This window comes from Vibrio sp. AIC-3, from assembly GCF_013114515.1.
Classification (GTDB): Bacteria; Pseudomonadota; Gammaproteobacteria; order Enterobacterales; family Vibrionaceae; genus Vibrio; species Vibrio crassostreae_C.
This window is the reverse complement of sequence record NZ_VTXG01000081.1, coordinates 1-648: the sequence shown is the minus strand read 5'-3', so window position 1 is coordinate 648 and position 648 is coordinate 1. Positions and strand designations below refer to the sequence as shown.

Genomic DNA, 648 nt, shown 5'->3' with positions numbered 1-648 from the left:
TCACCTTCTGGTGGCCGCCTTGTTGGAAGCGATATACATGACTACATCGTTAAACACTTTGACAAGCACTACCACCCTAATTCCATCTATTATCTCCTCGACCACATGGGTTTTTCTTGGATAACTTCTCGTTCCAAACACCCTAAACAATCACAGCAAATACAAGACGATTTTAAAAAAATTCCAAATCGAAACGATCCTTAAGATCCCCGGCCATATTGGGCTAGAGAGTGTTGATGTCTGGTTTCAAGACGAAGCTAGGTTTGGTCAGCAGAACACAACAACACGTCTTTGGGCTACTCGTGGAACGAGACCTCGCGTAGTAAAACAGCAGCAATTTGAATACGCTTATTTGTTTGGCTCAGTGTGCCCATCGAGAGGGATTGGTGAGGCAATGGTCGTCCCTTGGGTTAACAAAGACATCATGATAAACCATCTAGAGCAGATATCTAAAGTCACAGAAAAAGACCGTCATTCAGTGGTAATAATGGATGGCGCAGGATGGCATACCGATGATATTGCTAACCCATTTGATAATGTCAGTATTATCAAATTGCCGCCATACTCACCAGAGCTTAACCCTATAGAGCAAGTGTGGAGTTGGTTAAGGCAACACTATCTAGCAAACCAAAACTTCATTGATTATAA

General features: G+C 42.6%; 1 pseudogene. It reads left to right on the top strand.

Going from position 1 to position 648, the window contains the following annotated elements:
* Positions 1-648: pseudogene (locus F0229_RS21950) on the top strand (IS630 family transposase); the annotation flags it as partial.